The 26,196-nt window shown below is 69.0% G+C and carries 17 protein-coding genes; 13 read left to right on the forward strand and 4 right to left on the reverse strand.

What is annotated here, in order from left to right:
* Window positions 1–2: 2 nt before the first annotated feature.
* Complete coding sequence (locus HNQ61_RS19955) at window positions 3–1,286, forward strand: AsmA family protein (RefSeq protein ID WP_170038340.1); 1,284 nt, start codon at window positions 3–5, stop codon at window positions 1,284–1,286.
* A 59-nt stretch (window positions 1,287–1,345) separates the two neighbouring features.
* Here the strand turns inward: HNQ61_RS19955 and HNQ61_RS19960 are convergent, their stop codons facing one another.
* Entirely contained in the window at window positions 1,346–1,768 is a 423-nt protein-coding gene (locus HNQ61_RS19960; protein ID WP_183685762.1) for a response regulator, read from the reverse strand.
* Between the two features lie 422 nt (window positions 1,769–2,190).
* Complete coding sequence (locus tag HNQ61_RS19965) at window positions 2,191–3,357, reverse strand: cystathionine gamma-synthase (RefSeq protein WP_170038338.1); 1,167 nt, start codon at window positions 3,355–3,357, stop codon at window positions 2,191–2,193.
* A 207-nt stretch (window positions 3,358–3,564) separates the two neighbouring features.
* Here HNQ61_RS19965 and HNQ61_RS19970 point away from each other — a divergent pair, with 207 nt between their 5' ends.
* From HNQ61_RS19970 to HNQ61_RS19995, 6 genes are all read left to right on the forward strand, one after another.
* Window positions 3,565–4,038, forward strand: coding sequence for an Lrp/AsnC family transcriptional regulator (locus HNQ61_RS19970; RefSeq protein WP_170038336.1), 474 nt, complete (start codon window positions 3,565–3,567; stop codon window positions 4,036–4,038).
* Complete coding sequence (yedA, locus tag HNQ61_RS19975; RefSeq protein ID WP_170038334.1) at window positions 4,031–5,008, forward strand: drug/metabolite exporter YedA; 978 nt, start codon at window positions 4,031–4,033, stop codon at window positions 5,006–5,008. The genes HNQ61_RS19970 and yedA overlap by 8 nt, the downstream gene beginning before the upstream one ends.
* Window positions 5,009–5,102: 94 nt before the next feature.
* Window positions 5,103–6,473 carry a phosphoglucosamine mutase gene (glmM, locus tag HNQ61_RS19980; protein ID WP_205762004.1) on the forward strand — a complete coding sequence of 457 codons (1,371 nt, stop codon included), beginning with the start codon at window positions 5,103–5,105 and terminating at the stop codon, window positions 6,471–6,473.
* Between the two features lie 208 nt (window positions 6,474–6,681).
* Window positions 6,682–8,535 carry a glutamine--fructose-6-phosphate transaminase (isomerizing) gene (glmS, locus tag HNQ61_RS19985; protein WP_170038332.1) on the forward strand — a complete coding sequence of 618 codons (1,854 nt, stop codon included), beginning with the start codon at window positions 6,682–6,684 and terminating at the stop codon, window positions 8,533–8,535.
* 566 nt (window positions 8,536–9,101) lie between these two features.
* Window positions 9,102–12,146 (forward strand): hypothetical protein, encoded by a 3,045-nt coding sequence (locus HNQ61_RS19990; protein WP_170038330.1) that lies wholly within the window; start codon window positions 9,102–9,104, stop codon window positions 12,144–12,146.
* 104 nt (window positions 12,147–12,250) lie between these two features.
* A complete protein-coding gene (locus HNQ61_RS19995) occupies window positions 12,251–12,418 on the forward strand; it encodes a hypothetical protein (protein ID WP_170036015.1) in 168 nt (55 codons plus the stop codon).
* Between the two features lie 234 nt (window positions 12,419–12,652).
* Here HNQ61_RS19995 and HNQ61_RS20000 read toward each other — a convergent pair whose 3' ends face one another.
* Window positions 12,653–13,222, reverse strand: coding sequence for a hypothetical protein (locus tag HNQ61_RS20000; protein ID WP_170038328.1), 570 nt, complete (start codon window positions 13,220–13,222; stop codon window positions 12,653–12,655).
* A 489-nt stretch (window positions 13,223–13,711) separates the two neighbouring features.
* On the opposite strand from HNQ61_RS20000, the gene HNQ61_RS20005 reads away from it, so the two are divergent.
* From HNQ61_RS20005 to HNQ61_RS20030, 6 genes are all read left to right on the forward strand, one after another.
* A complete protein-coding gene (locus HNQ61_RS20005; RefSeq protein ID WP_170038326.1) occupies window positions 13,712–15,658 on the forward strand; it encodes a Xaa-Pro dipeptidyl-peptidase in 1,947 nt (648 codons plus the stop codon).
* 318 nt (window positions 15,659–15,976) lie between these two features.
* Window positions 15,977–17,059 (forward strand): FecR family protein, encoded by a 1,083-nt coding sequence (locus HNQ61_RS20010; protein ID WP_170038324.1) that lies wholly within the window; start codon window positions 15,977–15,979, stop codon window positions 17,057–17,059.
* Window positions 17,060–17,098: 39 nt separating this feature from the next.
* On the forward strand, window positions 17,099–20,233 hold the full coding sequence (locus tag HNQ61_RS20015; RefSeq protein ID WP_170038322.1) for a TonB-dependent receptor: 3,135 nt from the start codon (window positions 17,099–17,101) through the stop codon (window positions 20,231–20,233).
* Window positions 20,230–20,739, forward strand: a complete 510-nt coding sequence (locus tag HNQ61_RS20020) for a hypothetical protein (RefSeq protein ID WP_184430767.1) — start codon at window positions 20,230–20,232, stop codon at window positions 20,737–20,739. The genes HNQ61_RS20015 and HNQ61_RS20020 overlap by 4 nt, the downstream gene beginning before the upstream one ends.
* A gap of 398 nt (window positions 20,740–21,137) precedes the next feature.
* Complete coding sequence (locus tag HNQ61_RS20025) at window positions 21,138–22,454, forward strand: hypothetical protein (RefSeq protein WP_170038318.1); 1,317 nt, start codon at window positions 21,138–21,140, stop codon at window positions 22,452–22,454.
* 289 nt (window positions 22,455–22,743) lie between these two features.
* Window positions 22,744–24,663, forward strand: a complete 1,920-nt coding sequence (locus HNQ61_RS20030) for an RCC1 domain-containing protein (RefSeq protein ID WP_170038316.1) — start codon at window positions 22,744–22,746, stop codon at window positions 24,661–24,663.
* 591 nt (window positions 24,664–25,254) lie between these two features.
* On the opposite strand, the gene HNQ61_RS20035 is transcribed toward HNQ61_RS20030, so the two are convergent.
* Window positions 25,255–25,857: an RNA polymerase sigma-70 factor gene (locus HNQ61_RS20035; protein ID WP_170038314.1), complete on the reverse strand. Its 603-nt coding sequence runs from the start codon at window positions 25,855–25,857 to the stop codon at window positions 25,255–25,257.
* Between the last annotated feature and the right edge of the window lie 339 nt (window positions 25,858–26,196).

The raw sequence follows: 26,196 nt of genomic DNA on the forward strand, positions 1-26,196 counted from the left end.
CGGTGGCGCGCTCGCGTGCGGTACGCCTGGTTTCGTGGGGGCTCGGGGGCCTGGTGCTGGGCATCGGGCTGGCCGTGCTCGCGCTGAACATGGTGGCGCGCACGGAGCGCGGTCACAAGTTCGTGCTGGACTTCACGCTCAAGGCGCTGGGCGGCAGCATCGACGGCGGCAGGCTGATCATCGGCCGCATCGACGGCAACCTGTTCGAGGGCGCCAAGGTGTACGGCGTGCGGCTGCAGGATCTGAAGGGGCGCGCCTTTGTGGAGGCGGACAGCGGGTTTCTGGACTACGACATCCGCACGCTGCTTTCCCCGCGGGTCCGCATCACGCGGGCGACGCTGTACAATCCCCGGATCTACGTCTTCAAGCTGCCCGGCGACACGGTCTGGAACTACCAGGCGATCTTTGCCGACACCTCCACCGGCCCCAGGAAGCCGGGGGTGGAGCGGGCGACGCTGCTGGACACCGTCCGCGTGGTGAACGGGCTGGTGCGGGTGCAGCTTCCCTGGCGGCCTGACAGCACGCTTTCGGCGCGCGGCCAGCGCGCGGAGATCGCGGACGCACGGTCGGACACGTCGCAGATTCTGGTGGACAGCGTGGCGGGCGGCTTCATCCGCACCATGAACTTCACGGCGATGAACGGCCGCCTGTCGCGCATCCGCTTTGCCCCGGGAACGCGCAGCGGATCGCGCATTCACGTGGATTCGCTGCGGACGGACGCGCAGATCTACCGCCGCCCCGCGCACTTGGTGCACGGCCAGGCGGTGGTGGCGCTGATGAAGGCGCACATCGAGTTCGATGCGCCGCTGCTGCGGCTGCGCCGGTCCACCGTGGCCGCGTCCGGCGTGGTGCGGACGGACAGCTTTCCGGAATGGTTTCCCGCGGACCAGGCGCCGATGTACGACATCGCGGTCAGCGGCGACTCCATCGACTTCGAGGACATGCAGTGGCTGTATCCGCGCTTTCCCGGCACGGCCACCGGCGCGCTGTCGCTGCGGATCGAATCGCGTCCGGGCGGAACCATGTTCCTGGCGCGCGACACCGACGTGCGCGCGCCGGGAACGCGGCTGCAGGGAAGCTTCGGGATGCTGGTGGGCGACACCATCCGTTTCATGGACGTGGACCTCAAGGCGGAGCCCATCCGCACCTCCACAATCGAGAACATGCTCCCGGACGGGCTTCCCGTGCTGGGGCTGCGCCTGGGCGGGGCCGACATCCGGGGCGCGCCCGGCGGCGCGCTGCCGCCCACCCGCCGTCCACCCGGCGGGCGGCGCGAGGCACCCTGACGCAGAGCGGGCCCGGAGATTCGTCTCCGGGCCCGCTTTCCTTTACCGCCACGGCCGCGTCAGGCCACCAGCACCGCCATCTCCAGCGGCGGGGCGATGTCGCTCTGTCCTCCGCGTTCCAGCAGGCGGCGGATGAGGCGGCCCATGCCCAGCAGGCTGCACGGCTTGTCCATGTGCGCATCGAACCCCTCGGCCAGTGCGCGCTCGCGCGGCCACACCATCACGTCGGCGGTGACGGCGGCCACGGGAATGCGGGCGGTGGCGGGGTCGCCGGCGAGCAGGCGGCGCGCGGTGACGCCGTCCATCTTCGGCATGCGCACGTCCATCAGCACCACATCGGGGCGTTCCGCGCGGGCCATGCGAATGCCCTCGGCGCCGTCGGAGGCGTGGAGCACGCGATAGCCGGCGTGTTCCAGAAACACTCCGCACACGGCGTGATGGTCGGCGTCGTCGTCGACGATGAGGACGGTCACGGGAGTCACGTGACACCTCCGGGAGGGGGCGGGGCAGGGCGGGGGCAATGATCGCAATCTACCCGTCGGGGATGACGGATACAACACTTTTCATCCACTGCTACCGTAACGGCGGATACTGGTAGGGAACTCTCCGCGAGCCTTGTTGATGCTGAAATTCTGCAAACTGCCGTTTCACAGGAGGGCACGGAGGAAGACGGGAGAGGACACGGAGGAAAGACGGGGATCAACCCCAAAAAAATCTCACGCAGAGGAGCAGAGCAGCAGAGAAAAGAGGAGGACGCATCTGATGCTATCTTCCCCCTTTTTGTCTTTCTCTGCGTCTCTGCGTCTCTGCGTGAGGCCCTTCTGTTCCTCCGTGTCCTCCGTGCATCCTCCGTGACCTCCGTGTGGAACGGCAGTTCAGCGGAGTCAGCCGGCGAGACGAAGCGTCAGGCGTGCTCGAGCGCCTGCTCCAGGTCCGCGATCAGGTCTTCCACGTCTTCCACACCGCAGCTCAGGCGCACCAGGCCGTCCGTGAGCCCCATGGCGTAGCGCAGGTCGCGCGGAACGGAGGCGTGCGTCATGAGCGCGGGGTGGCCGATCAGGCTTTCCACGCCGCCCAGCGACTCGGCGAGGGCAAAGATGCGCACCTTGTTCACGAACGCCGCCGCCTTTTCCAGCGTCCCCATCTCGATGCTCACCATCCCCGTAAAGCCGCGCATCTGCCGCTTGGCCAACTCGTGCTGCGGGTGGTGCGGCAGGCCGGGGTAGTAGACGGCCTCCACCTTGGGGTGCGCGTCCAGCCACTCGGCGATGCGCTGCCCGTTCTCGTTGTGCGCCTTCATGCGCAGGTGCAGCGTCTTGGTGCCGCGCAGCCCCAGCCAGCAGTCCCACGGGCCGGGAATGCCGCCCGCCGCGTTCTGCAGAAAGCGCAGCTGCTCGTGCAGGCCGTCGTCCTTTACCACGATCATCCCGCCCACCATATCGCTGTGGCCGTTGACGTACTTGGTGACCGAGTGGATGACGATGTCCGCGCCCAGCTCCAGCGGCCGCTGGTTGTACGGCGACGCAAAGGTGTTGTCCACGCTCAGCAGCGCCCCGGCCGCGCGCGCCACCTCCGCCGCCGCGGCGATGTCGGTGAGCTGCATCATGGGATTGGTGGGCGTTTCCAGGTGGATCAGCTTCGTGCGCGGCGTGATGGCGGCGCGAAGAGCCTCCGTGTCGGCGCTGTCCACGAAGGTGAACTCGATCCCCATCCGCGCCAGCACCTTGCTGAACAGGCGGTAGGTGCCGCCGTACACGCCCTCGCCGCAGATCACGTGGTCGCCCGCGCTCATCAGCTTGAGCATGGTGTCGGTGGCCGCGAGCCCGGAGGCGAAGGCGATGCCGTGCGTGCCGCTCTCCAGCGCCGCCACGTTCCCCTCGAACGCCTCGCGCGTGGGATTGTGCGTGCGCGCGTACTCGTATCCCAGGTGCCGCCCCAGCTCCGGCTGCACGTAGGTGCTGGTCTGGTACACGGGCATCATGATGGCGCCCGTGGTGGGGTCCGGGCGCTGGCCGGCGTGGATGGCGATCGTCCCCAGCCCCATTCCGTGGTAGTTCTTTTCGTCTTTCATCCGCTCATTCCGCGCGTGTGTGCGTGATGCCGTCCGCCGGCCCGTGTGGTCCGCAACCTACCCGCGCCGCCCGCCGCCAGCAACCGCGGCCGTCCCGCCTCCGCATGCGGCGACGTTCGTTCGGCGCTGGTCCGTGATCTGCAAACGGATGATGGTTGACGATCCGCGATCGGGGAATTATCGTCTGCGTGAAAGGAGAACGCAAGAATGATAGACGACATCGACCGGCAGATTCTGGACATCCTGCAGGAGAACGCGCGCACCCCCAACGCCGAAATCGCGCGGCAGGTGGGAATGGCGCCGTCCGCCATCCTGGAGCGCATCCGCAAGCTGGAGGAGCGCGGCGTGATTCAGGGCTACGCGGTGCGCATCAACCCCGACGCGTACGGGCTGGGGTTGATGGCCTACGTCTTCGTGCGGGCGGACGAGCGCGCCGGCGCGCTGACCACGGCGGAGCAGATGGCGCTCATCCCCGAGGTGCAGGAAGTCCATCACGTGGCGGGAGAAGACTGCTTTCTGGCCAAGGTGCGCGTCCGCGGCACCCGCGAACTGGGCGAGCTGCTGCGCGACCGCTTCGGGAGCATCGAAACGATCCGCTCCACCCGCTCCACCATCGTGCTGGACACGGTCAAGGAGACGACCATGCTGTACGAGCCGGAGACGGGAGGAAGCCGTGGCTGAAAAGCGGAGCGCGCCCACCGGGCAGCTGGTGGCGGCGTTCGCCGCCGTGTACGTGATCTGGGGAAGCACCTACCTGGCCATCCAGTTTGCCATCAAGACCTTGCCTCCGCTCCTGATGGCGGGGGTCCGATTCCTGCTTGCCGGGGCCGTGCTGTACCTGTTCATGCGGATGCGCGGGCAGGCCGCGCCCACCGCGCGGCAGTGGCGCACGACGGCGGTCATCGGCGCGCTGCTGGTGACGGCGGGCAACGGCGGGGTGGTGATGGCGGAAACCTCCGTCCCCTCCGGCGTGGTGGCGCTGATGGTGGCCATGGTGCCGCTGTGGATGGTGCTGCTGGAGTGGCTGCGCCCCGGCGGGGTGCGGCCCACGGCGCGGACCGCCCTGGGGCTGGTGGTGGGCTTCGCGGGGATCGTGCTGCTGGTAGGGCCCGGCGACCTGGGCGGGGGCGGCGGGGTGAACCCGGCGGGCGCGCTGATGGTGCTGTGCGGCTCGCTCTGCTGGGCGGCGGGCTCCATCTACGCACGCTCGGCCGCGCTGCCGGAGAACGGCTTCCTGGCCACGGCGATGGAGATGACGTGCGGCGGCACGCTGATGCTGCTGATCGGGCTGGCCCGCGGCGAGCTGGGCGCGTGGAACCCCGCGGCGGTGTCGGCGGAAAGCGTGGTGGGGCTGGCGTACCTGGTGGTGTTCGGGTCGCTGGTGGGCTTCAGCGCGTACATCTGGCTGCTGGGCAACACCACCACCGCGCGTGTGTCCACCTACGCGTACGTGAACCCCGTGGTGGCGGTGCTGCTGGGATGGTGGCTGGCGAACGAGCCGCTGACGCCGCGCGTGCTGCTGGCCGCGGGGGTGATCGTGGCCGCCGTGGCGGTCATCACCACGGGGCGCAGGCCGGCGGCGGAGACGGTGGAAAACGATGTGACGCCCGACGGAAGTCCGGCGTCGGAGCGGGAAAGCGCGGCGGCTTGACGCTTTCCGGCGCCGCGCCGCACATTCCGCCCCGGCCGGAGGGTCCGGCACCGGGCGAGCAGGTCCTTTTTTCTCCAGAAGCCGCGAACTGCACGTGATCGATACCTCCAACCTGATGGTGAGCGTTTCCGGCGTGCGGGGACGCGTGGGCGAGGGGCTGACGCCCGAGGTGATCGCCCGCTTCGCCGCCGCGTTCGGCGCGTACGCGCTGCGCCGTGGCCCGGGCAAGACGGTGGTGCTGGGGCGTGACTCGCGCGTCAGCGGGCCCATGTTCGCGCGGGCGGCCACGGCGGCGCTGCAGTCCGTGGGATGCGACGTCGTCGATGTCGGAATCGCGCCCACGCCGACCGTTCAGCTCGCGGTGGAGGATCTGCACGCGGCGGGCGGCCTGGCGGTAACGGCCAGCCACAACCCCATCGAGTGGAACGCCCTCAAGTTCATCGGGCCCACGGGCATGTTTCTGGACGGGGAAGAGGGCGCGGAGATGCGCGCCTTTCTGGAGGGGGAAATTCCCCGGGCGCTGTGGAGCGACCTGGGGCAGTGGCGTACGGACGAGGGGGCCGTGCAGCGCCACCTGGACCGCATCCTGGCCATCCCGTTTCTGAACGTGGACGCCATCCGCGCCCGGCGCTTTCATGTGGCGCTGGACTGCGTGCGCGGCGCCGGCGGAACCATGTTTCCGCAGCTGCTGGAGGCGCTGGGGTGCACGGTGACGGCCATCAACATGGAAACGGACGGCCTGTTTCCGCGCGAGCCGGAGCCCGTCGCCGAAAACCTGAAGGAGCTTGAGGAGCTGGTCCGCACCAGCGGCGCCGACATCGGCCTGGCGACGGACCCGGACGTGGACCGGCTGTCGCTGGTGAGCGGCGAGGGCCGCGCCATTGGCGAGGACTATACGCTGGCGCTGGCGTCGACGCTGGTGGTCCGGCACCGCCCGGGCCCCCTGGTGACCAACCTGTCCACCAGCCGTCTGATGGACGACGTGGCCGAACGGGCCGGCGTGCCGCTGGTGCGCGCCGCGGTGGGCGAGATCAACGTGGCCCGCCGGATGCAAACGGGAGGCGCGACCATCGGCGGCGAGGGCAACGGCGGGGTCATCCTGCCCGACGTGCACCTGACGCGCGACGCGCCGGTGGCCGCCGCGCTGATCCTGCAGCTGCTGGCGGAGACCGGCCAGCCGCTGCACGAACTGGCGGCGGAGCTGGGGCGGTACGAGATCGTCAAGGAAAAGGTGCCGCGCCCCTCGCAGCCGCTGGACGCCGTGTACGACGCGCTCACGAAGCAGTTTCCCGACGCGGACGCCGACCGGCAGGACGGGCTGCGGCTTTCCTGGGCGGCGGAAAAGAAGTGGGCGCACCTGCGTCCGTCCGGCACGGAGCCCATCGTGCGCATCATCTGCGAGGCGCCTACGCGCGCGGATGCATCGGCGCTGGTGGAAACGCTGCGGGCGGCGCTGCCGAAGTAGGGAAGTGCGTGAGTGCGGGGTGCGGGGTGCGTGAGTGCGAAGCTTCGGCGATCGCGATCCGCACCTCCCGCCCGGCGCATTCCGCCATGGGGACCGCTCCGCGCGAGGAACGCCGCGGGCACCTCCGCGATCTGTCGCACTGACGCACTCACGCACACAGCACTCACGCACTTCTCAGTTCACATCCATTTACGCGGGGTCCACAGGCATGTGCGGAATCGTTGGTTACATTGGAGAACAGCCGGTCACGCCGATGCTCATTCAGGGGCTGAAGCGCCTGGAGTACCGCGGCTACGACTCCGCAGGCGTCGTGGTGGCGAACAACGGCCACCTGGAGGTCCGCAAGGAAGCCGGAAAGATCGTGGAGCTCGAGAAGCTGCTGCAGTCGGATCCCGCCGAGGGAACGTACGGCATCGGCCACACGCGCTGGGCCACGCACGGCCCGCCCACGACCCGCAACGCGCACCCGCACGTCAGTGAAAACGGCGACTTCGCCCTGGTGCACAACGGCATCATCGAAAACGCCGGCACTCTGCGCAAGGTGCTGCAGGACCGCGGGCACGTCTTCAGCTCGGACACCGACACCGAGGTGCTGGTGCACCTGATTGAAGAGGTGTACACCACCGCGGACGGGCGCGCCGGCGAGTCGCTGGAGCGCGCCGTGGAAACCGCGCTCAGCCAGGTGGAAGGCACCTACGGCATCGCCGTGGTCAGCACGCGCGACCCGGGCAAGATCGTCGTGGCCCGCCTGGGCAGCCCGCTGCTCATCGGCGTGGGCGAGAACGGCGAAACGTTCGTGGCGTCGGATGCGGCGGCGGTGATCGCGCACACGCGCGACGTCATCTACCTGGATGACGGCGACATGGCCACCATCACCAAGAAGGGCTACACGGTGCACCGCCCCAAGAGCGGCCCCGTGAGCCGCCCGGTGAACCGCGTGGACTGGGACCTGGGCGAGGTGGAGCGCGGCGGGTACGACCACTTCATGCTCAAGGAGATCATGGAGCAGCCCAGCACCCTGCGCGAAACCATGCGCGGACGGCTGCTGGAGGACGAGGGCTCGGTGAAGCTGGGCGGGCTGACGGGGATGGACGACGAGCTGCGCCAGGCCAAGCGCGTCGTGATCCTGGGCTGCGGAACGTCATGGCACAGCGGGCTGATCGGCGAGTACCTGCTGGAGGACATCGCCCGCATTCCCACCGAGGTGGAGTACGCGTCGGAGTTCCGCTACCGCCGCGCGGTGGTGGAGCCGGAAACGCTGGCCATCGCCATTTCGCAGTCCGGCGAGACGGCCGACACGCTGTGGGCCATGCGCGAGGCCAAGCAGCAGGGCGCCACCACGCTGGGCGTGGTGAACGCGGTGGGCGGAACCATTCCGCGCGAAACGGACGCCGGCATCTACCTGCACGCGGGGCCGGAAATCGGCGTGGCCAGCACCAAGGCGTTCACGTCGCAGGTCGTGGTTCTGACCATGATGACGATTCACCTGGGCCGGCTGCGGGGCACGCTGAGCCAGTCGCGCGGCCGTGAGATCGTGCGGGCGCTGCGGCAGCTTCCGGAGCAGGTGGCCGAGATCCTGAAGATGGACAACGAGATCCGGGCGCTGGCCGAGCAGTACAAGGACAGCAAGAACTTCCTGTACCTGGGCCGCGGATACAACTTCCCGGCGGCGCTGGAAGGCGCGCTCAAGCTCAAGGAGATCAGCTACATCCACGCCGAGGGCTACCCCGCGGCCGAGATGAAGCACGGGCCCATCGCCCTGATCGACGAGAACATGCCGGTGGTCGTGATCGCCCCGCGCGACGGCGTGTACGACAAGGTCCGCAGCAACATCGACGAGGTAAAGGCGCGCGGCGGCTGCATCATCGCCGTGGTGAGCGAGGACGACGAGGAGCTGGCCGGGGTGGTGGAGCACGTGATCCGCATCCCGCGCACGCACGACGCGCTCACACCGATTCTGGCGAGCATTCCGCTGCAGCTGCTGGCGTACCACATCGCCGTGCTGCGCGGCGCCAATGTGGACCAGCCGCGCAACCTCGCCAAGTCGGTGACGGTGGAGTAGCTGTCCCCGCTGCGGTCCCACTCATGAAAGCGGCCCGGTTCGATTAGCTCGATCCGGGCCGCTTTCATGAGTGGGGCGTTCGGACCCGGCCCGTGCTGGCGATCGCAGAAGGCGATATGTGGTAACAGCGAGGCTGCCCCACCAACTTCCGGGAGTGACCGTCTGCGCCGAGGATGAGGCACTGATCTGCGATGGTGTTCAATCCTGCCGGAACGGACTCGCCGTAGAGCCTAACACCTAGAAAAACGTCATGCGTCGTGAAGGGCGATTCCGGCTTTGAGAAGCGAATAGAGGATGCTTAGTCGCGGAGTGCGGCGCTAGACGCCGACCCGTAACCAACCGTTCCTTGTCGTAGCCGCGGGCGCGGGCTCTGTTACAGACCGAATACGAGAATGATGGGTCGGGCTGCGCTTCAGGACTACAACCGACACGCGTTCCCCTATCAGTCGGTGTTGCGCAGAATCGGGCTAAAGCTGCGTAAGATCACGCTCAAAGGTTGAGCGAGGCATAAGGAAGCGATAAGTTTCGAGAGAATTCGGCACCTCTTTCCTCCAGCATCCTTTATCATGCCTGAACCAACTTTCTATTCTCGCTATTACAAGTGCGATCTGCAGATGCAGACGCCGATGGAGCCACATTGGCGAGATCCGGCGACACACCTGAGTTGGGACTCTCCTGAGGATCGGTGTCGTGAAGTGGCTGGCCAGTATCTCAGGCGTTGCCACGAGGTCGGCCTCGAGGTGATCGGGATCACCGATCATAACTTCGCGCCGTCTCCCGACCAGTCCTTCATCCGTTGGCTGCGGGCAGAGAATGCTCGTGTAGCGGGTGAGGTCGGGCGGGCGCCGCTCACGATCTTCCCCGGCTTTGAGATCCAAGCAGACGTTGGACGAGGGTGCCACGTTCTTTGCCTCTTCCCAGAGCACACGCCGCTGACGGTGCTTCAGGACAGGGTTACCACACTGGGGCTGCCTTCCGAGCGGCGTTTTGTTGGGAATCAGCCCTTACCTTCGACGTGTAACCTAAAAGAGATTCTACGCAAGGTTCAGGACACGGTTGACTGGCCGGGACTCGTCATTGCAGCTCACCCACTGGATGTGAAGGGACTCTTCCAGAACGAGCGTATTGCGGACTGGTTACAAGCAGAGGAGTTTCGTAACCCCAATCTCGTCTGTATCGAGGTTCCGAAGCCCTTGGATCAAATGACGCTTGGATGGCAGCGGCTTATCCGAGGGGGCGAAGACTGTCACCAGGAATGGAAGCGGCCTCGTCCTATTGCGTACATCATGTCTTCGGATTGCTACCGGCTGAACCCGGTGGACGGTGATGAGAGCAACTACATCGGGTTCAGGTATACTTGGATCAAAATGAGCGATCCGTCGCGCGAGTCACTGCGACAGGCGTTCCTCGACCGGGATTCGCGAATCCGCCTCCAGAAGGAATCTCCACAGGATGCCTACTGCTGTCCTCGGATCGCCAGCGTCGAGGTGCGAGGTGCCTCGTTTTTGCGCCGACCCGAGACTTTGTACTGGTCTCCCAACCTCAACTGTCTCATCGGAGCACGGGGGGTTGGGAAATCCACATTCATTGATTATCTCCGCATCGCGCTGGACCGTATGCGTGAGGAGGATGCGCCTGCCTCGTTCTTAGCAGAACTGCGTAAACGGATTGATGAGACACTTCCGCCGGAAGCTACCGTCGAAGTTGTGCTCGCCACGCGTGGTGGCGATTTCCGCGTGATCTACCACCACGGCCGTCCTGGACACCGGGAGATATATCCGCCTGGAGCCGAGGAGCCGGCGGTCGGCCTCGATGTAAGAACACTCTTTCCTTGCCGTTTCCTCTCGCAGCGGGAGATCGACCACACAATATCCACCGGCCAAGCAACCGCATTGCGGAGCCTGTTGGATGATTTGGTGCGTGAAGAACTGGCGCGGTTGTCGGCTGAAGCCGCGCAGCAAATCGGCGAAATCCAGCAAATCGACGCTCACTCACGAGCTCTTCGTGCGACCTTGGATGCTAGGCCCGGATTGGAGACTAACCTCCGGCTTGCACAGGGTGAACTGGAGCAAAATACGCGTATCGCTGGACTGTGGCCACAGTGGGAAGCTATTCAAACGGCCAACAGATTTATCGAAGAACTCCACCGTCAAGCCGGGAGCGCTCCTTCCCGAGTGCTCGAGCAGGTCGTGGAGGGGCAGCGCCGTCTTGACACGCTTCGGGTCGGAATCCCCGCTGGGCAGCATCACGATGTGCTACAGCGAACTGCTGAGATTGTAGTCCGACTTCACGCGACCTACACGCGGGAGATCCAAGAAGCGTCTGCGCGTCTACGCGCCGCGCTCGGCAAAGGGGGAGAGGTCGAAGAGTACCTGAACTCGACTTGGAAACCTGTAGTCGAGGCTGATCTGCGTGTACTGCAGGACGCCGGATTCGGCGAAGGTCATGAAGGATTTGCGGATGTCCCGGAACTCGCCCATCGTGTAGCCACGATTGAAAAGTCACTTGAAGAGTTGGTGCAGAACGAGGGTCAGGTTGCAGAGCTTGAGAAGCAACGGGTTGCACTCCTTGGCGAACTGCGGCAAACCTGGGTCAGCGAAACGCGAGTGCGCAGCCATAAAGCGGATCGCTTGATGAGCCTCCTTCGCGCACGGCCGGATCGAAAGCCGATGGTGGAAATCCGGTTGAGTCATCAGGGCGATGATGCTGCGCTAGTCGATCTACTCGGGGCGTATATCCACGACAAGCGGCGCCTGAATGAGGAAGACATCCGGACACTCCTTGGAGGACTCTCTCCTGACCCGGCGGATGAATCTCCCCTCCTGGTCCGGTTCGTAACCGAGGTTCGCAACCCGAATAGCCCATTGATTGAGCAGATGGCCGAGCGGCGACGTATTGCGCTTCGTGAGCTATTCAACGACGAGGTGCTCCGTGGGCTGGAACTGGAGCGAATTCCTGATGCGATCACGCTTCTGGTGTACCGTCGGGACGGTACGCTGGCAGGGCCGATCGACCGGGTGTCGGCCGGCCAGCAGGGTACCGCCATCCTCAACCTCGTTCTGGCGGACGGAGACGATCCGCTCATAATTGACACGCCGGAAGAAGGGCTCGACAGTGAGGGCGTTTACCAAGAACTCGTGCCGCTGTTTCGACAGGCCAAAGAGCGCCGCCAGATCGTGGTCGTCACACACAACGCGAACATCCCGGTGAATGCGGACGCAGAGGGGATCATCGCACTGGAAGCTTCGGGATTCGTGCCTCAAGAGGAACTGGAATCTGCGTTCAACATTAGCGGTCTCCACTTGGACGCGCCCGAAGAATACTTGCATGTCGGAGAGCAGATGGGTTGGCCTGATTGGGAGGCACAGCTTCGACACTATCTTCGTCATGTACTGAGGAAGGACGAAAGGGTGGTCGAAGCAGCGATAGCCCGGCTAGGTGAGCGCAGGCAGGCCGAAGGAAGGATCAAACGATTCGGGGCCACTGAGGGGGGCGCCCCCACTTTGGCATGCGGTGCTTTGGATACGCACGAGGTGAGCATTGCTGTCCAACAAGTAATGGAAGGCTCGCGGGAGGCATTCGAGCAGCGCCGTGAGAAGTACGGATACTAGCGTCCCCACAATGGCAGGAATGTCCAGAGTGATTCCTCCGCTCAAGCCGATTGCGAACAAGAGCGATCAGTTCGAACCTCCGCTCCGGATGAGCGCATCTCCCGATGCCTGTGCGACACACCTGCAATGCCGGGATCGAGTATACGCATGACGCGCTCACGCCGATTCTGGCGAGCATTCCGCTGCAGCTGCTGGCGTACCACATCGCCGTGCTGCGCGGCGCCAACGTGGACCAGCCGCGCAACCTGGCCAAGTGGGTGACGGTGGAGTAAGCGCCGGCACTCGATGGGAAAGAAGACGGGGGCACGGAGAGATCAGTCTCTCCGTGCCCCCGTCTTTCTGGGTGATGAGCCTGCTCTCCGGGGAGTAACAGGACGCGCTCATCGGATGATTGCCTGCTCGCGGCTGTCGGGGCAGATCCTTCGGCTCAACAGCGCGCGCGAGTCTCATTGAGGCGTGGAAATGTCGCTGTGGTCGCCCGTGCCGCGCCCCGGAGCGCCGGTCGTCTACTGGACGGCAGCGCTCGCGGTGGTGGACGGGCCCGCCGCGGCTGCAAAGGCGGCCAGGAAGTCGTTGATCCGCTCGGTGATCCGCTGCTCCAGCCGTCCCGTGGTGATGCACAGAACCCCGTCGCCTCCGCTTCCTCCCACCGTCGATCCCGTGCCCACAACGCGGGTGTACGTGCGCGTCCCCGTCCCCTCCGGCTTCACGAAGATCATCAGGTTCAGGCGGATGCGGAACATGTTGGCCGCTCCCGGGCCCGCGTTGGTGCCGCAGGATACGAACTGGCGTACCCGTTCACCGGCGACGGTGGGCGTGGTGATGCGGAGATTGCCGATCAGGCCGCTCACCGTCGTATCCACCTGCGCGTCGATCCCCAGGTCCGCCAGCACGGCGGGCATGACGGCCCAGACCTCGTCGGCCGGGGCCGCGAATTCGGCCTGGGCGATCCGGATGCTGGGATCGGATTCCGTAAAGATCACCGGCACTTCGGGGATCGTAAGCTGTGCGCGGATAGCCGTGGGGGTCGCGGCGACCGCGAGCAGCAGGCTGGCAATCAGGAGGCGGATTTTCATTTGGGTAGCGCGGAGGAACGGTAGGAAGTATCGGATCCATCTGGAGTGGCGGCGCCTGTCGCGGCGCCACCAGGTCTGACTCCGGTATGAGGCGGATGGTTGTTCGCCATCTGCTCCATGGTGGGCGCGGTCCCCGGTTGCAGGACGCGGCGCGTGCGGGAAGGCACGCGCAGAACCGGACGGAGATTACCTGCACATCCGTTTTAAAGCAAGAGTCGTCGCGGAAGGGGCGCCGCGGGGCGGTTCGCACGGCTCCGCGGCCCGGCTGGTCCCGCGCCGCGGCTCTTAATGACCCGGGAGCGCTTCTCCGGATGCGAACGCATCCATCTCCGGCAACAGGTACGCGCGCCGGCGGGCCCGGGTTTCACCGGCTCCCTTTTCGCATCGCCGCGGAAGCGGTACTCTTCTCACCGCCCCCGTTGTCCGCGGCGGCGATCCATCGACGAAAGCCGCCCTCGCTCGGCTGAGCGACCACCGCTGAAAACGCACATGACTCAATCACGTTCGCGCCGCGCCGGCATCGCGGCCGCGCTCACGCTGGCCTGCGCCGCGTCGCTCGGCGCGCAGGTGCCGGCGGGCAGCTCCCAGGCGGCGTCCGGCGCCGGACCCGTCTTTGTGAACGGCATGGCGCAGGTCGTTCCGGCGTTCGCCGATTCCGCGCAGTGGATCCGGCAGAACCTGTGGGTGGAAACGGACTTCGACTCCGACGGAGACGGCCGCCGCGACCGCCTGCACGTGGACGTCACGCGTCCCGCGCAGACGGCGACCGGCCTCAAAGTGCCCGTGGTGTACGGGTCCAGCCCGTACTACGCCGGCGTGGCGCCTGACGCGTCCTTCTGGAACGTCCACCAGGAACTCGGCGCCGCGTCGCCCGAGCGCGGCCCGTCGCGCCGCGCCGTATACGATTCCACGCGCACCCGCATCTCCAACCAGCTCGTGCGTACGTGGGTGCCGCGCGGCTTCGCCGTGGTGCACTCGGAAGCGCCGGGCACCGGCCGCTCCCAGGGGTGCGCCACCATCGGCGACACGCCGGAGCGCACCGCCATGCGGTTCGTGGTGGACTGGCTGAACGGGCGCGCCCGGGGCTACACAACGGCGACCGGGTCTGAGGCGGTGTCCGCGACGTCGTGGTCCACCGGCAAGGTGGGGATGATCGGCACGTCGTACGAGGGCACGCTGCCCCTGGCCACCGCGACCACGGGCGTGGAGGGACTGGAAGTCGTCATCCCCGTCTCCGCCAACACCTCGTACTACAACTACTACCGCGCCAATGGGCTGGTGCGGTCGCCGGGCGGGTACCTGGGCGAGGACGTGGACGTGCTCTACGACTTCGTCGCCAGCGGCGATCCGGCCACGCGCGCCGTGTGTGACCGCATCTGGAAGGAGGGCGTGCTGGTCGCCGGGCAGGACCGCGCCACCGGCGACTACAACAACTTCTGGGCGTCGCACGAGCTGATGCCGTACCTGGGGAACATCCGGGCGGCGGTTCTGCTGGCGCACGGGCTCAACGACTACAACGTGATGCCCTCGCACAGCGTGAACATCTACGAGGCCCTCAAGGCGCGCGGACTGCCCGTGTCCATGTACCTGCACCAGGGCGGCCACGGCGGCGATCCGCCCGTGGAGATGGTGAACCGCTGGTTCTCGCACTACCTGTACGGCGTCAACAACGGCGTGGAGCGCGATGCGCCGGTGTGGATCGTGTCCAGCACGTCCGCCGATTCCGCCATGGCGAGCGCTCGCGCGGCGCGTACGCGCCCGATGATGCCGGCGCCGGTTCCGTCCGCCTCGTTCCCGGCGGCGGGTTCGGAGATGGTCCGGTTGTATCCCACCCGCGGCGGCAACGGAGTCGCCCGGCTCGCCCTTCGCGCGGCGAGCGGGCGGGACACGCTCGTCGACGACGCTTCGGTCAGCGGCAGCATCAGCGCCAGCGCGCCCCGCTCGGCCAACCGGCTGCTTTTTGCCACCGCGCCGCTCACCGATTCGCTGCGCATCTCCGGAACGGCGCGCGTCACGGTGCGCGTGGCGGCAGACCGGCCCGCGGCCAACCTCACCGTGTGGCTGGTGACGCTGCCGTACGACTCGGCGCAGACGGGCTCCGCGAGCCGCGCCGGTGTGGTGACGCGCGGCTGGGCCGACATCCAGAACCATGCGTCGCTCACGCGCGGCGGCATCTACGCCTCCATGAGCCGTGGCGAGGCGCTGGTTCCGGGCCGGTACTACGACCTGACCTTTGATCTGGAGCCGGACGACCAGGTCATCCCCGCCGGAAAGCAGCTGGGGATCATGATCATGTCGAGCGACCCGGAGTTCACGCTGGCGCCGCAGGCGGGAACGCGGTTGATGGTGGACCTGGCGGGGACGTCGTTCTGGGTACCCGTCGTGGGCGGCGGCGCGGCGCTGACGCGGGCGGGCGGCGTGCGGCAGAACCGCTGACGATGTCCCGCCGGTGACGGTGGGCGCCGCCCCGGCTGGACTGGAGTGGTGGATGAGAACGGGGGACCGGCCATGGCGGCGGTCCCCCGTTCTGCGTTCCCCATCCAGAGGGGATTGGCGACGCGGGAAGGCACGACCGGAGCCGCCGGCCCGTGCCCGCCCGCGGGATGCGCCCGCTCCGAAGGCGGGAACGCGCACGCGGAGCCGCGCAGGAACCCGGTGCCACGCGCTGCCCTGTAATCCGCCCGCACACCGCAGAAGGAAGCGTTGTAGGGGTAGCCGCGCCCTTCGGTTGTTGTGAGACCGGAGTCCCCACGCATGTACCCCATTCACCGGCGCCGCGGGCCGACGATGCGCATGGAGTTCGACGACGGACCGGACGGCGACGAGGGCTGGTGGGCGTCTCTGGCGCGGTACCTGGCCGGTGAGTCCGGCGGGGCCGAGGCGGCGGCGGTGGAAGCCTGGGCCGCGGCCAGCGCCGCGAACCGCGAGCTCCTGGACGAGATGCGCGAAACGTGGTCGGCCGCCCGCGGCGAACCCCGCTGGGACACGGAAGCGGCGTTCACGCGTGTCCGCGCCCGCATCGCGGCCGCGGAGCCGGAACCCGCGCCCGTACGCGTGATTCCGCTCCGGCGACCGGCGCGCCGGAGCGCGTCGCCGTGGCTGCGCGCGGCCGCGGCTGCCGTGCTCCTGCTGGCGGGTGCCGGAGCGGTCCGGGAACTCGACCTCGTCTCCTCCCATGCCCCGGCGCCCCTCGTCCGGGAAGTGGCCACGCCCGCCGGAACGCGCGCGCGCATCGTGCTCGCCGACGGCACGGAGGTGCAGCTGGGCCCGGGAAGCCGGCTGCGCTATCCCGCGGAGTTCGGTGGCGGCGAGCGGCGGGTAATGCTGGAGGGAGAAGGGTACTTCCACGTGGCCCGCGACGAACGCCGTCCCTTTCGCGTCCATGCCGCGGGTTCGGTGACGCGGGTGCTGGGCACGCGGTTCGGAGTCTCCACCTCGTCCGCCGGGGTGCGCGTGGTGGTGGAAGAGGGCCGCGTCGCCTTCGGGCGGGGGAACGAGCCCGCCGCGGCGGGCGGGGTGGAGCTTACGGCGGGGTGGTCGGCCCGCATGGCGGGCGGCGCGGTGGGCGCGCCCGAGCGGGTGAACGCCGCGCGCGCCCTGGGCTGGACCGAAGGCCGCCTGGGCTTTGAGGACGCGCCCCTGACGGAGGTGGCGTCCGCGCTGGAGCGGTGGTACGGAACGCGGGTGCGCCTCGCCGTCCCCGGCGCGGACACCATGCGGCTGACGGCGGACCTGAGCGGCGCCTCGCTCGCCGAGGCGCTTGAGATTGTCGGCGTGTCGCTTTCCCTCGACGTTCGCGCCGAAGACTCCGGGGTGGTCATCCGCCCCGGAGCGTAATTCCCGGGAGATTCTTCCCCTCCTCAACCCGACAAGACGATGAAGTTTCGAGTCGCGACCTGGATCGCCCCCGTTCTCGCGGTGGCGATCCTGATGGCGCCGCCCGCGAGCGCCGAGCAGCGAGCGGCGCCGGCACTCCGGCGCCCCGTAACGGCCAGTTTCCGGGACGCGCCGCTGATCGACGTTCTGCGGGCCATCGCCGAGCAGGCGGGGTTCCGGCTGTCGTACAACAGCGGCGCTCTCCCCGCCCAGCGCCCCCTGACGCTCGTGCTGCGCGGCGTTCCCGCGGACGACGCGCTCCGCCGCGCGCTGGCGGGCACGGGATTCACCTGGCGTGAGGCGGGGGGACAGATCGCCCTGGTGCCCGCCCCGGCGGAGAGGGCGGCGAGGCAGGAAGCCGGCCGCATCGACGGCCGCGTGGTGAGTGCCGCTTCGGGCGAGCCGGTGCCGGGTGCGGCGGTGAGTGTGGCCGGAACCGCGCTGTCGGTGCAGACGGGGCCGGACGGGCGCTTCACCCTGCCGCGGGTTCCCGCAGGGCGCCGCGACGTGCGGGTGGAGCGGCTGGGATACGCCGCGAAGTCGGTGACCGGCGTGCAGGTGAACGCGGGCCGGTCCACGGAGCTGGAGGTGGCGCTGGATGCGCGCAGCCTGATGCTGGAGGGAGTGACGGTGACCGCGGAGCAGGAGCGGGGCTCCACGGGGGCCCTGCTGCGCGAGCGCCGGCAGGCCGCCACGGTGACGGACGTGGTGGGGCGCCGGCAGATCGAGGCGTCTCCCGACGCCGACGCGGGCGCGGTGCTGCGGCGCGTCCCCGCGGCGGAGGTGCGGGAGGGCAAGTACGTGTACATCCGCGGCCTGGGCGACCGCTACGGAAACGTGACGCTGAACGGCGCGTCGCTCCCGTCGCTCACCCCGGACCGCAAGTCCGTTCCGCTGGACATGATTCCCTCCAACCTCCTGGAGTCGGTGGTCACCAGCAAGGGGTACACGCCCGACCTGCCCGGCGACTACGCCGGCGGTCTGGTGCAGCTGCGCACCCGCGACGTGCCCCCGCAGCGCATCCTGCGGCTGACCACGGCGATGGGGTACAACAGCGCGGGCTCGCTGCGCCAGGGATGGCTGTTTGACGGGTGCGACGCGGACTGGACCGCCTTCGCCACCTGCACCGACCTTCCCGAGTCGCTTCCGGGCGACACCGTGGCCTTCGGGACGGGCGGCCAGACGGCGGAGGAGCGGGCGCGCATCGCCCGCGCGTATTCCGGCGTGCTGCCGTGGACGCCCACCCGGCGCGAGATCCCGCTCAACCGCGGCGTGGAGCTCACCTACGGCGACGAGCTGCGGATCCTGGGGACCCCCGTGGGCGTGATCTCGTCGCTGGACTGGTCCGATTCGTACGCCGCGCGTGACGGGTACGTGTCGCGGACGGTGCAGGGCAACATCACCCCGGGCGTGCTGCAGTACATCACCGACTACTCGGCGTCCGGGTACGGCGGGCGCGACGTGTCGCTGGGCGGGCTCGCCAAGGTCAGCGTTCCGTTCGGCAGCGCGCACCGGGTGTCGCTTTCGGGGATCATGAACCGGCTGCAGGAGGACCGGGTGGAGATCCTGGAGGGGTACGCTTCGCTCACTTCCGACGGCCACTTCGCCACGCCGCAGCTGGCCCGCGTGCAGAGCACCCTGTGGAACCTGCAGCTGGACGGGGAGCACCGCCTGGGGCGCCCCGTTCTGGAATGGCGCGCCACCCGCTCCCGGTCGGAACGGTACGAGCCGGGAAGCCGCGCCTCGCTTCTGCGCGGCGCCGGGGGCGGCACCGAGGCCGGCGGCTACGACGGCATCGGGGGAACGCTGGAATCGGAGTACGACTGGCTCAACGAGCCTCCCGGCGGCCGCGTGCTGCACGGGGACATGGACGAGACGGCGTGGTCCGGCGGGGTGGACCTCACCGTTCCGTTCCGCCTGCGCGGGGCGGACGCGCGCATCAAGCTCGGCGGTGCGCTGGATCTGCGGGAGCGGGACGCTCTGCAGCGCACACTGCTCTTCCGGGTGGACGACGCGGCACGGGGCACGCCGCTGGATTCACTCTTCAGCGACGGCAACATCGGCACGGTGGTGAGCACGCGCGAGTTCACGCGCAGCGACGACAGCTCGGTGGGCGAATCCAGCGTCCGCGCGGTGTACGGCATGCTGGACATGGAGCCGCTGCCCCGGCTGCGGGTGGTGCTGGGCGCCCGGGTGGAGGCCGCGCGGCAGGAGGTGAACGCGGTGAACCAGTTCGGGGACCCCGCGGCGGACCTGGAGGGCACCCGGGGCTTCAACGAGAGCACCGACGTGCTTCCCGCGCTCAACCTCACCTGGCGCCTGACCCCGCGAATGAACCTGCGCGGCGGCTTCTCGCGCACGCTGGCACGCCCGCAGTTCCGGGAGATCGCCACGTTCTTCTACCAGGACTACTTCGGCGGCATCGCGGTGCAGGGCAACCCCGGGCTGCGCCGCACGCTGATCGACAACGCCGACCTGCGCTGGGAAGCGTTCCCCGCGGGGGACGCGGTGCTTTCGACGGGTGTCTTCTTCAAGCGCTTTCACGGCCCGATCGAGCCGCTGGTGGTGGCGCTCGGCTTCAAGTCGCTGAGCCAGACGTGGATCAACACCCGCGAGGCCGACACCTGGGGCTTCGAGGCGGAGTTCCGCAGCGCGCTGGGGTTCGTGGCGGCGCCGCTGCGGGCGGTGACGCTCTCGGCCAACTACGCGCTGCTGCACACCGAGGTGGACTCGGTGGCCATCCGCTTTCCCCTGGACGGCACCTTCATCCGGCGCCTCACCCCGGAAACGCGCAGCATCTTCGGCCAGACGCCGTACCTGCTGAACGTGGGGCTCGGCTACGCCCACCCGCGGGCGGGAACCCGCGTGACGGCGCTCTTCAACCGCAGCGGCAAGCGGCTGGAACTGGCCAGCGCCGAGGCCGAGTATCCGTCCGTGTACGAACTGCCGCGGAGCGAACTGGACCTGGTGCTGGAGCAGGGGCTGGGGCGCGGGCTTTCGTTCAAGCTCACGGGGTCGCGCCTGCTGGGCAACCGGGTGCGCTTCGTCCAGGAGTTCGATGACGGGCAGCGCGTGGTGTCGCGCGGGTGGGACGCGGGGCGCACCGTGAACCTGTCGCTCTCGTGGGACCCGTGAGCGCCGGCCGGACGCTGGCGGCGGCGTTGGTGATCCTGGCCTCGGCCGCGTGCGGCGGCCGGGACGAGCCGGCCCCGCTTCCCGCGCTGCCCGGAAGCGCGCCCACGGTCAGCGACCTGGGCCGGGGCGTGGTTGACGGGTTCGTGGCGGGCGACACGGCGCGGCTGCGGGGCTACACGCTGTCGCTGGAGGAGTACCGCGACGTGGTGTGGCCGCGGCTGGGCATCGACACCACCTCAGGCGTCACCTTCGGGTGGTCGTGGGGCGACAACCAGGTGCGCGGCCGGCGCGCCTACCGCCGGTACCTGGACCGCATGAAGGGGATGGCGCTGCGGGCCGATTCCACGCACTGCACCGGTGCGCCCCGGCGCTTTGACGGCGTCACCGTGATGCAGGGGTGCCGCGTTGCGGTGCGGGACTCCACCGGGGCGGCGGGACAGTTGGAACTCTTCAGCAGCGTGGTGGAAGTAGGGGGACGGTACAAGATCTTCCGCTACGACGACTGACGTGATGCCGCGGTGCGGTTCGCGTGCGAAAGACGGCTTCCGGCGATGCGCCGGGAGCCGTCTTTCTCGTGGTCATCATGTGTTCACGCGAAGTCGCGTAGGGATCTTCCGGCTGCATCCAGGGATGATGGACATCCTTGACGCTGAACAGGATGGGATAATCATCCCGTGCATTTGTAAAGGTTCAGTTTCGACGTGAAAAGTGCGTGATAGAGTGTAGGGGGGAAGGGACGCCCGGGTTGTGGTCAAGGCATGACGATCGTCTGACGCGGCGCGCCGCCCCATGGCGGCGCACGCAGCCGGGGTCTCCGTCCGGACGGAGGCCACGGCGGGGGCGGGGGTGCCCGGCCGGCACCCGAGCCCCACGACCCATCCCTTTCCCGAGAGGACGAACTCCCATGAAGCACATCCGCATTCTGGCGGCGCTTGCCGTGGCCGCCGGCGCCACGGCCGCCTGCGACACCCCGAGCGCCCCGGTCGCCAGCCGCGACCTGATCAAGGCGAGCGGCATCACCCTGCAGGCGGTGAAGCTGTCCGGTTCGCAGAGCTGCGCGTCGGCCGCCGACACGATCTTCCTGGCGGACAACGACACCATCAGCGGCCAGGTGAACATCCCGAACGGCTGCACGCTCCGCGTGCGCCCGGCGGACAACAACGGCGATGGCCGCGTCACCATCTACGGCGACGCCAGCGTCGCTCCCTCCGCGCTGGTCGTTCACCAGGGCGCGCGGATCTACGCCGAGGGCAGCGCCACGGTGCCCATCGTCTTCACTCCCACGGGCGGCTCCACCACCCCGGGCGCCTGGGGCGGCATCGTGCTGATCGGCAACGCGCCGACCAACGACGCCACCGCGACCGTGGAAGGCATTCCCGGCAGCGTGGCGTACGGCGGCAGCGTGGCCAACGACAACAGCGGCACGCTCCGCTACGTCCGCATCGAGTACGCCGGCTACCAGCTGGTGACCAACAACGAGCTGAACGGCCTGTCGCTGTACGGCGTGGGCAGCGGCACCACGCTCGAGTACATCCAGGTGCACCGCGGCTCGGACGACGGCATCGAGTTCTTCGGCGGCACGGCCAGCATCCGCTACGCGGTGGTGACCGGCGCTGAGGACGACTCGTTCGACTACTCGTTCGGCTGGGTGGGCAACGCCCAGTTCGTGATCGTGCAGCAGGGCGCCGCCGTGGGCGACAAGGGCATCGAGGCGGACAACGACGACGCCGGCAGCACGGGCTCGCCGGTGACGGACGCCGACATCTGGAACATCACCCTGGTGGGGCGCGACGCGAGCGTGGCCGACAGCACCTCGGTGGATGCCGGCAACATCGGCATCCAGCTGCGCCGCAACGTGGCGAGCCGGGTGCGCAACGCCATCGTGCTGGGCTTTGACGCGGCCTTCGACGGCACCGGGTCCAACGCCACCATCACCACGGATTCGGTCACCAATTCCATCTTCTACGCCAAGGCCGGCTACACCGTGGGCAACAGCGCGGTGAACAACATCGAGCAGGCGGACCCGCAGCTGGTGAACCCCTGGGCCCGCAGCACCTCGCGCGACTTCCGCCCCACGGCCACCTCGCGCTCGCGCTCGGGCGGCTACACGGGCTCCAAGACGGGCCTGGTGACCACCACCTTCCGCGGCGCCGTGCCGCAGACCACCAGCAGCGGCGTGTCGCCGACCTGGTACACGGGCTGGACCACCTGGGCCTACTGACCCCATCCGCCGGGCGCGGCTCCCCGCCGCGCCCGGCCAGCGGGACCCCGGCCGTCGCGGACGCATGTCCGCGGCGGCTTCTGTCATCCCCCCCGGGCGCCGGACCCGCGTCATCACGGAACCGCGAGACCGCGTAACAGTTCGTCCGCCCGGCGAGGGTACGGGGGCGGAGCTGTAGGGGTGAAGGGCGATGAGGGTTGTTCACTCTGCGTTGTTCGCGGCCACGCGCCCGCGGCCGGGGCGGCGCCGGTCCCGCTCCTCACTCCGACTTTCCATCCACGCAATGACCATGAAGTCCATACGCCGGCTCTCTGCCCTCGTGCTGGCGGGGGTGCCGCTCGCGGCGCTTTCCGCCTGCGGCGACCTGCTCACGGACGAGGCTCCGGGCGCGCGGCGGGTGCTGGTTCAGCTCAACGAGGCCGAGTTCGGCAGAACGTTTCACGTGGCCCAGCCGCTGCGCCTGGAGCTGTTCGCCTCCGACCAGGGCGGGCTCGGCGTGGGGTCGGTGGAGGTGCGGTGGGCGGCGGGCGAGGCAAGCGGCACCGTGCAGCCGGACCGGGAGCGCACCAACGGCAACGGCTTTCTGGAGGCCACCTGGACCCCCGGAAATGTCGCGGGGCGCCAGCGCATCTACGTGGAGGTGATGGGGACGGGGATGGCCGACACCCTGGAGGTGGACGTGGCCCCGGACACGGTGGTGGGATCCGTGGACCTGCGCGCCGACGCGGACACGATGGTCGCGGGGGAAACGCAGCGGGTGTCGCTGGAGCGGGTGGCCGACCGGTTCGGGAATGCATACAACCTGACGGGCGGGGGACTTCCGGCTGTGTCGTTCAGCACGCCCGACACCGCGGTGCTGGACGTGAGCCCGAGCGGGCTTGCCGCCGTGGTGACGGCGCGCGCGGCGGGGGTGGGACGGGTGATTGCCCGGGTGGGCTCGCGGGCCGACACGGTGGCCATCACCGTCCGCCGGTTCATCGCCCCGGGATCGTTCCGCGTGGTGCGCGCGGGCGCGTACTACAGCTGCGGAACCACCCTGCCCGGCGCGGCGCACTGCTGGGGCGACAACGCGGCGGGGCAGCTGGGCACCGGCGGCGCGGAACCGTCGCTTTCCATCCCCGCGGCGCTCCGCGCGCTGGCCGGCGTGGCGGTGGAGGACCTGGCGCTGGGCGAGATCCACACCTGCGCGGTGGCGGCGGGCGGCGTGTGGTGCTGGGGCGACAACTCCGTCGGGCAGCTGGGCGACGGCACGCAGGATCCCCGGCCGGAGCCGGTGCGGGTAGCGGCTCCCGCGGGCGTCCGCTTCACCTCGGTCGGCGTCGGGATCGTGCACACCTGCGCGCTTGCGGAGGACGGCGGCGTGTGGTGCTGGGGCGACAACTCCGCCGGCCAGCTTGGGGCCGAGGCCGGGCCGGGCGATCCCTCGCCCCAGCCGGTACGGGTGGCGGCGCCGGGAGCGGTTTTCTCCAGCCTGTCCGTGGGAGCGGTCCACGCCTGCGCGCTGACCGCCGAGGGCGCGGCGTGGTGCTGGGGCGACAACAGCACGGGCCAGCTGGGCACCGGCACGGTGGACGCGGTGGCGGGCGCGGTGGCGGTGGAGTCGGCGGGGGCGCCGTTCACCCAGCTGGGCGCGGGCTTTCTGCACACCTGCGCGGTGCGGGCTTCGGGCACGACGGCGTGCTGGGGCGACAACAGCTACGGCCAGCTGGGCAACGGCAGCACGGAGATGAGCGCGTCGCCGGTCGCGGTCTCCGGCCCGGGGCGCTTCCGGCAGGTGTCTGGCGGGCTCTACCACACCTGCGCCGTGACGGCGGAGGACGGCCGCGCCTTCTGCTGGGGCGCCAACGGTTCGGGACGCCTGGGCAGCGGCGACGAGGCCGACTCGCCGGTGCCGGTGGAGGTGCGCTCCGGCGAGATCCGCTTTCAGTCGGTGGACGCGGGGTACGAGCACAGCTGCGCGCTGGGCACGGACAACGAGGGGTACTGCTGGGGCCGCAACAGCGCGGGCGAGCTCGGCACGGGGTTCACCAGCGGCGCCTCGCTGCAGCCCGTGCGCGTGTCATCTCCGGTGGCCCCCGCGCTCCGGCGCGCCGCCGCCGCGCATGCCGCCCCGACGCGCGCGCGTTCGGCGGCCCGTGCGCATCCGCGGCCGGCCGTGTGCGGCCGGATCGCCGGGCGGACGCGCGGGCGCCTGCCCAGCTGCCGCTGAACCGTCCCTGCCTGAACGGAAGAACCGGCGCTCCGTGTATTCGGGGCGCCGGTTTTCTCGTGCGGATCCGGTTTGGCCAGCAGGGTGGGTGAGTGTGGCACGCGAAGGATCGCAATCAGGCGAGAGCGGTTCCGCAGATCTGTCGGGGGCTGTGGGAGGGGCGACGCTGTTCGGGACCGGGGCTCCGCGTGCGGGAATGCGCATTGGCGGACGAGGCGTGTGGCATCGCCGTCCGGGTCCGGATCGGGGGAAGGCCGCCGGCTCCCAGGGTGGCTGGACGCGCGGTGCGGAGTCAGTCCCGCGGGGAGCGGCCGTCGCGGGGAGCGCCTGCGCAGCGGTCACTGCGGGCGCATCGCGTGGCGGGACGGAGATCCGGGGCAGCAACCGGCCTGGCCGTCGCGGGACCCGGTATCCGCCGCGGCGGTGTCTCTGGTGGACAGGCGGAGGCGGACGGCGGGGTGCGCTGCAGGCGGGAGGAACCGCCGCGACGCGTTTCCCTTTGGATCACCCGCTCCATGGGCCGGCGGCGCACCCGGCACGTGACCGAACGCGTCGCGCGGATGGATGGTGGCCCGGCGACCGCCGGATGGATCAGCCCAGGACGCGGAGGATGAACAGGGCGGCCAGCGTCGTCATGTGCACGCTCAGGCGCGCACGCATGGCCTTGAGGGCACGCCCCATCTGCGTTTCCACCGTCTTTACGGAGAGCCCCAGCGTGCTGGCGATCTGCGTGTATGTAAGCCCGTCGCGCCGGCTGAGCATGAAGATGCGCCGGCACTGCTCGGGCAGCGCGTCCACGGCGCGGTCGATGGCCAGCTTGAGTTCACCCGAGCGCAGCACGTCGTCCGTATCGCCGGGAGCGCGGTCGTCTACGCCCAGCAGGAGCTGCGACCGGTCCTCCACCCGCCTCCGCTTGAGCGCGTTGAACGCCCGGTTGCGTGCGGAGATGTACAGCACGGGAGCGAGCGTCTTTCCGCGGGCGCGCCACTCCGCGCGCCGCTCCCACACGGCGACGAACAGGTCCTGCACCACGTCCTCCGACGCCGCGGGCGACCCCACCAGCCGGTCCACGTATGTGCACAGACCGGCGTAGTGCTCCTGAAAGACCGTCTGAAACCACCGCTGGTCCGCTTCGGCGGACGGGGCCGGCCAGCCTGCTTCGGGCACTCCGCTTCCGGCGCAAAGATCGGACATCCGTTCCTCTCGTGTCGGGGCGTCCGCGCGGCTCCGTGGCGGTCTTCCTCGCCACCGGGCCGGTAATCGTGAGCTTCTCTGATTGTAGGCGTGAAGTGCACGGAGGAAGGGCAAGGCGTGCAACGATCTTGTAGCGGTCCGGCACAGGTGTCCGGCAGGCGGGGTCTTTCCGCGACGATGCGGTGCGGGATGACCAGGACGGGGCCGCCGCCCGGCGCGAGGTTGCGGCGCGGAAGCTCCCCAGGGCCGGTGAAGATCGGGACGGGATTGGTACCGGAATCCGGAGCAGAGCTGTCAGGGAGGGCCGGCTGGCGGGTTGTTCTTGTGCCGGATGCCGCG

The organism is Longimicrobium terrae (assembly GCF_014202995.1).
Lineage (GTDB): Bacteria > Gemmatimonadota > Gemmatimonadetes > Longimicrobiales > Longimicrobiaceae > Longimicrobium > Longimicrobium terrae.

What these genes read in the sequence shown, in the direction of transcription:
- HNQ61_RS20025 (WP_170038318.1), top strand. Translation starts at nt 21,138, where the DNA reads ATGAAGCACATCCGCATTCTGGCGGCGCTTGCCGTGGCCGCCGGCGCC.
- HNQ61_RS19970 (WP_170038336.1), top strand. Translation starts at nt 3,565, where the DNA reads ATGATAGACGACATCGACCGGCAGATTCTGGACATCCTGCAGGAGAAC.
- HNQ61_RS20015 (WP_170038322.1), top strand. Translation starts at nt 17,099, where the DNA reads ATGAAGTTTCGAGTCGCGACCTGGATCGCCCCCGTTCTCGCGGTGGCG.
- HNQ61_RS20035 (WP_170038314.1), bottom strand. Translation starts at nt 25,857, where the DNA reads ATGTCCGATCTTTGCGCCGGAAGCGGAGTGCCCGAAGCAGGCTGGCCG.
- HNQ61_RS20010 (WP_170038324.1), top strand. Translation starts at nt 15,977, where the DNA reads ATGTACCCCATTCACCGGCGCCGCGGGCCGACGATGCGCATGGAGTTC.
- glmS (WP_170038332.1), top strand. Translation starts at nt 6,682, where the DNA reads ATGTGCGGAATCGTTGGTTACATTGGAGAACAGCCGGTCACGCCGATG.
- HNQ61_RS20000 (WP_170038328.1), bottom strand. Translation starts at nt 13,222, where the DNA reads ATGAAAATCCGCCTCCTGATTGCCAGCCTGCTGCTCGCGGTCGCCGCG.
- HNQ61_RS19990 (WP_170038330.1), top strand. Translation starts at nt 9,102, where the DNA reads ATGCCTGAACCAACTTTCTATTCTCGCTATTACAAGTGCGATCTGCAG.
- HNQ61_RS19965 (WP_170038338.1), bottom strand. Translation starts at nt 3,357, where the DNA reads ATGAAAGACGAAAAGAACTACCACGGAATGGGGCTGGGGACGATCGCC.
- HNQ61_RS20030 (WP_170038316.1), top strand. Translation starts at nt 22,744, where the DNA reads ATGAAGTCCATACGCCGGCTCTCTGCCCTCGTGCTGGCGGGGGTGCCG.
- HNQ61_RS20005 (WP_170038326.1), top strand. Translation starts at nt 13,712, where the DNA reads ATGACTCAATCACGTTCGCGCCGCGCCGGCATCGCGGCCGCGCTCACG.
- HNQ61_RS19995 (WP_170036015.1), top strand. Translation starts at nt 12,251, where the DNA reads ATGCCTGTGCGACACACCTGCAATGCCGGGATCGAGTATACGCATGAC.